Source organism: Acinetobacter sp. 22323, assembly GCF_052044895.1.
Classification (GTDB): Bacteria; Pseudomonadota; Gammaproteobacteria; order Pseudomonadales; family Moraxellaceae; genus Acinetobacter; species Acinetobacter schindleri.
On record NZ_JBQEOL010000036.1, the window covers coordinates 1 to 5,395 of the forward strand.

The following is a 5,395-nucleotide window of genomic DNA, read 5'->3' on the forward strand; positions in this document are numbered from 1 at the left end:
AATCGCGGTCGTTCCAGCGGTCGAGGTCGTGGCCGCAGCCATGATGACGATGATGATGACAATCGTGGTCGCTCAAGTGGTCGTGGCCGTAGCCGTGATGACGACGAAGATGACAATCGTGGTCGCTCAAATGGTCGTGGACGTGGTCGCAGCCGTGATGACGATGATGATGACGATCGTGGCCGCTCAAATGTTCGTGGACGTGGCCGTAGCCGTGATGACGATGATGATGATCGCGGCCGTTCAAGTGGTCGAGGTCGTGGTCGCAGCCGTGATGACGATGATGATGACGATCGTGGCCGCTCAAATGGTCGAGGCCGTGGTCGTAACCGTGATGACGATGATGATGACGATCGCGGTCGTTCCAGCAGTCGAGGTCGTGGACGCAGCCGTGATGACGACGATGATGATAATCGTGGCCGTTCAAGTAATCGTGGACGTGGTCGCAGCCGTGATGACGATGATGATGATGATCGCGGTCGTTCCAGCAGTCGAGGTCGTGGACGCAGCCGTGATGACGACGATGATGATGACGATCGTGGTCGTTCCAGCGGTCGAGGCCGTGGTCGCAGCCGTGATGACGATGATGATGACGATCGCGGTCGTTCGGGAGGTCGAGGCGGAAGAAATACCCCGCCACGCGATGACCGAGGTCGCTTCACTTCCAGGTAAATTATTTGGGAGCAACCGGAAAGATATAGATGAAAGGTTTATATTTTTCTAAAAAGAAAAACATTTTGAATTTCTTATAGGTTTAAAGCGAGCAGATTAGTCTGCTCGCTTTTTTATATGATTTATTTACATGCTATTTTATTGAGTACGCTCTGGCGGATTTTCTATCCATCGGGGACTCGATGCCGATTGCATTAAAGCTTTCGCTGCTTTTGCGACAAACATCGAAACCTCGTCATCTACTTCCTCATTGTTGCTATAAAGCGGGAAAGTACCAGGCTGGTTTTGAATCACAATGTCATCAATAATCCAGCCACGATATGCATTATAGTACTGATCGACAGTATCGAATTTAAACCGGATTTTAATATTGGATTGGCCCGCATATTCATCTAAAGAAATAGCTTCTTGCTGGGCAAATTGAGGTGCAAGGTTAAAGCCAAAGTTTGAGAATGGAATTGACCAGCGGTTATAATCTGTTTGCGGATCAGACAGCGGATTTAATCGCGCCAGTTTTTTAAATTCCCCTCCATTGACTGAAACTTCCACATCCATGGCATCATACCCTCTGCTACTTGGATTTACTGATTCAATTTCCCACCAGGTTTTAAAACTTAAGCTGATTGGTTTTTGTGTAGTGCTCAGGTCAATTACTGGTGAAGTCAGTGTTCCATAATACCCCTGTTCTGACGTTCCACCATTCAGTCTTGTTTCTACTGGCTGCCCTTCCTCGGTTAAAAGACTAGCTTCTTTATTTAAGAAACTACCTGCAACACTATTGCCATACCAATATGCATAATTGCCTTGAGCAGGATCTGGCAGTTTGCCATTACTGCTATCATCTGGCGCCAAAGTTACTAAACGATTCACATCTTTATTAATAATCTTGTGATTTTTTTGCAGTAAAGACCATTTTGTTTCTTCAACTGTAGAGGCCTTTTCCCATTCATCTCGGGTAGCAGAGTCCTCTTCAAAAGTTTCCTGCCAAATACTGGTCGTAGCTTCAGTATTTGGTATCAAGGTAAATTGACTACCCCCTGAAATAGAGGACGTCACTGCAACCTGCTTTGTTAAACTTATATGCCCGGGTGCACTGATCATAAGCGTTGCATTTTTTAAGGTATCGCCAAGCTCATCAGATACATTAAAAGCTAGACTGAAATATCCTTTCGCATCAGTTAATGCTGTAACGAATGCACCATTGGTAGCCGCACCACCCGATAATGAAACCTGTGCATTTGCCAAAGGCTGACCTTGCACCAGAACTTGTCCTGATAGTGTCCCAATAATTGCTTCATTTACCGGATGAATCGTTCCACATTCAGCATTATTACAAGTTAAAGGCACGTTGATCGACAATTCCTTATTGGTATTTGTCGGATGAATAATGAATGGCACGATTGCAGTTTCAGAATGCTTTCTGACCAAAATATAGTAAATACCTGGTGCTAAATGAACTGAACCAGAAACACCCAAATGGTCTGTTGTATATTCTCGTGCCGAGGAGAAATCATTAATCACCGGAAGACGGTCATACTGGACAAAGAGACTGTGATCAACCGTATTATTATCAGAAATACTGGTGACGTTATTACTCCATTGTGCAGCTGATAAAATTCGAATGTCAGCATCTGCAAGCGCCAGATGACTTGCATCAGTAATGATTAATCTTTCTACTCCATTTGCTGGCGTGACGGTTTCTTCCGGGGTCGTTTGAGATGGTGGTGTAGAGCTACCAGAACTGCCTGAATCTGAACCACAGCCAGTCATTATCATTCCCGTAGAGGCAAGCAGCATTGTTGCTATAATATTGAGTTTCATGAGTAAAATCCTTATTAAAATAATAAATTAATTCTTATAATTCGCCTTTTAATAGGTATTTATTTTTATTATTAAGAAGCCTAAAAAATATATAACAAATCCATAGAAAATAAAAATATAAATTATTTCAAACCCAATTATTCAAAAAGTATTTATTAATATAAAATTCTATTTTATTAATTCAATCAACCCCTCAATTAAATTATCTTTTAATACTTATTTTTTTCATAAGAATATTTATAATTAGTTACCAGATTTACCCTTAATAAGAATTATATCACCTTGTTTTAAATAGAATATGGATAAATCAATTTATTCCAACTTCAATTATTCAAGCAAATATAAATCACATTATTATTTTCTACTAAAGCATGAAAAAAGGCACATAAAAATGGGCTCTAATGAACCCATTTTTAAAAGAATAAAAAATTTAAGTTTTCTTGGCCTGTAATATTTTGAAAAGAATAAATAATATTACAATCCACACTGGCAGCATCAGCACTGACAACATGAAACCTTGATCCCACATGATATAGAGCACTGTCAGCATAAAGGCTAAAACCAGATAGTTACTCAGGGGTGAAAACAATGCAGGGAATTTAGTTTGTACAGTTTGGAGGCGAATGGCTTGCTTAAATTTAAGATGAATCAGTGTGATCATGATCCAGTTCAGTACCGCTGCTGCCACCACAATATAAATCAGATAGCTTAGGGCTTTTTCAGGTACAAAATAGTTTAATAAAACACAGCCAAAAATCAGTAATGCTGAGAATAGCACCGCTAGCACTGGAATTCCTCGTGCATTCACCTTTTTAAAGGCTTTTGGAGCATTACCCTGCGCTGCCAGGCCTAACAGCATTCTGCTATTGGCATACATCCCGCTATTACACACCGACAGCGAGGCTGTCAAAATAATAAAATTTAATAAGTGGGCGGCCCAATCAATACCCATCAGATTAAAAATCATCACGAATGGACTATGCTCTAAATCACCTAAGTTCAGCTGATTCCACGGCACAAGTGATAATAGAATTGCAAGTGAACAGATATAAAATAGAAATACACGAATTACAGTTTGATTTACAGCTTTTGGAATATTCTGATCCGGATTTTCAGTTTCCGCAGCAGCCATACTGATCAGCTCAATCCCCCCAAATGCAAACATCATAAAGGCCAGCATATAAAATAGTCCTTCAAAACCATTCGGGAAGAAACCGCCATGTGCCCATAAGTTCGTTATTGAAGCAGTAGAATCAACATCAGCAGTGACCAGCAGATAAATCCCAAATAAAATCATCGCGACAATCGCAAGGACTTTTATCATTGATAACCAGAATTCAGATTCGCCATAAATCTTTACATTGGTCAAATTCATGCCAGTGACCAGAATAAAGAAAAATAAAACCGAAACCCATGCCGGAATTTCTGGCCACCAGTAATTGATATATTTACCAACTGCAGTCAGCTCAGTCATCGCTACCAGAATATACAGAATCCAGTAATTCCAGCCTGTTAAAAATCCTGGAAACTTCCCCCAATATTTAAAGGCGAAATAGCTAAATGAACCGGTTACAGGTTCATGTACAATCATTTCACCGAGTTGGCGCATAATCAGGAAAGCAATCAAACCGCCCATCAGATAACCCAAAATAATGGATGGACCAGCAGACTGAATAATATGAGCTGAACCTAGAAATAGACCGGTACCAATCGCACCGCCCATGGCAATCAGCTGGATATGACGATTCTTCAAACGGCGTTGAAGCTGCGGTGTTTCACTCTCCAAAACATATTCTCATGATGAATAAAAAATGGGATTGTAAGTTGACAAAAATAACTAATCATGCGAAAAAGTTTTTTTAGTTAACAGATGTTCACACATGCCTCGAATTGTTTCTGTACCACTTAGTTTAGAACAGCGAGAACGACTCATTTTTCTGGCCAAGCATGCAAAACATTGGCGTGAAAGACAACGTGCCCAAACTATTCTCTGGCTTTCTGAAGGTAAAAGTGTTGCGGAAGTTGCCACTCTACAAGAACGTATCCCAGAAACCATAAGGCTACAACGCCGACGTTGGGAATTGTATGAGTTTGAATCGATTAAAGAAGGTCATCGCTCAGGTCGGCCCAATACATTGATCTCAGACTATCAGGCGAAAATCCTAGATTGGGTCAATACAAGTCCACTCAATGCAGAACAAATCCGAGTCAAACTACATGAAGAATACGAAGTGTCCGTGTCTGTTGAAACCATTCGTAAGTTTTTACGTGATTCAGGTATGGTCTTCAAGCGTACCCGTCATAGCTTGAAAAAAAAGAGATCCGATTGCATTTGAACAAGCAACACAGCAGATTGAAAAATTACGAGAGCAAGCGGCACGTGGTGAAATTATATTAGGTTATGTTGATGAAACAGGGTTTTCATCTACACCTGATAACCGCTATGCGTGGACAAAGATAGGTGATGTTCATGCGGTTGATGCAATAAGATTAAAACGAGTTAATGTCATGGGGTGTTTGCTTTCAACGGGGAAACTGGTGACAAGTTGTTTACAAGAGTCTGTTACAAGCACTTGGTTTTATGCCTATTTAACTGGAATAGCTCAACAAGTAAAACAGACTTATAACCTTCCATTGGTTCTTATTGTTGATAATGCCTCGATTCATAGAAGTAAAAAGATGGCTGATTACAGAGAGCTACTTAAAAGTAACTTTTCGACGAATTTGTATTTTATTCCAGCTTATAGCCCTGAGTTAAATCGAATCGAGATGGTATGGAAGCAGATGAAATATTATTGGCGAGATTTTCAAGTCATGACAGCTGATAAAATAGAGCAATGGGTGGAGAGAGTATCAAACCAATTCGGAAAAGAATACATGTTTACTTTTTAATGACAGCTTA

The 5,395-nt window shown here is 40.5% G+C and carries 5 protein-coding genes; 3 read left to right on the top strand and 2 right to left on the bottom strand.

Annotated features, from left to right (window positions below; genetic code table 11):
• A partial coding sequence (locus ACTJIX_RS14585; protein ID WP_440611557.1) for a hypothetical protein occupies nt 1-672 on the top strand: 672 nt, incomplete at its 5' end.
• Between the two features lie 138 nt (nt 673-810).
• On the opposite strand, the gene ACTJIX_RS14590 is transcribed toward ACTJIX_RS14585, so the two are convergent.
• Together ACTJIX_RS14590 and ACTJIX_RS14595 are read right to left on the bottom strand one after the other, a co-directional pair.
• The gene (locus ACTJIX_RS14590; protein ID WP_440611558.1) at nt 811-2,493 is read right to left on the bottom strand and encodes a carboxypeptidase regulatory-like domain-containing protein; all 1,683 of its coding nucleotides are present in this window, start codon (nt 2,491-2,493) and stop codon (nt 811-813) included.
• Nucleotides 2,494-2,923: 430 nt separating this feature from the next.
• The gene (locus ACTJIX_RS14595; protein ID WP_248603575.1) at nt 2,924-4,279 is read right to left on the bottom strand and encodes an amino acid permease; all 1,356 of its coding nucleotides are present in this window, start codon (nt 4,277-4,279) and stop codon (nt 2,924-2,926) included.
• Nucleotides 4,280-4,373: 94 nt separating this feature from the next.
• On the opposite strand from ACTJIX_RS14595, the gene ACTJIX_RS14600 reads away from it, so the two are divergent.
• Together ACTJIX_RS14600 and ACTJIX_RS14605 are read left to right on the top strand one after the other, a co-directional pair.
• Entirely contained in the window at nt 4,374-4,829 is a 456-nt protein-coding gene (locus ACTJIX_RS14600; RefSeq protein WP_004973749.1) for a helix-turn-helix domain-containing protein, read from the top strand.
• 16 nt (nt 4,830-4,845) lie between these two features.
• The gene (locus ACTJIX_RS14605) at nt 4,846-5,385 is read left to right on the top strand and encodes an IS630 family transposase (protein ID WP_141730351.1); all 540 of its coding nucleotides are present in this window, start codon (nt 4,846-4,848) and stop codon (nt 5,383-5,385) included.
• Nucleotides 5,386-5,395: the final 10 nt, after the last annotated feature.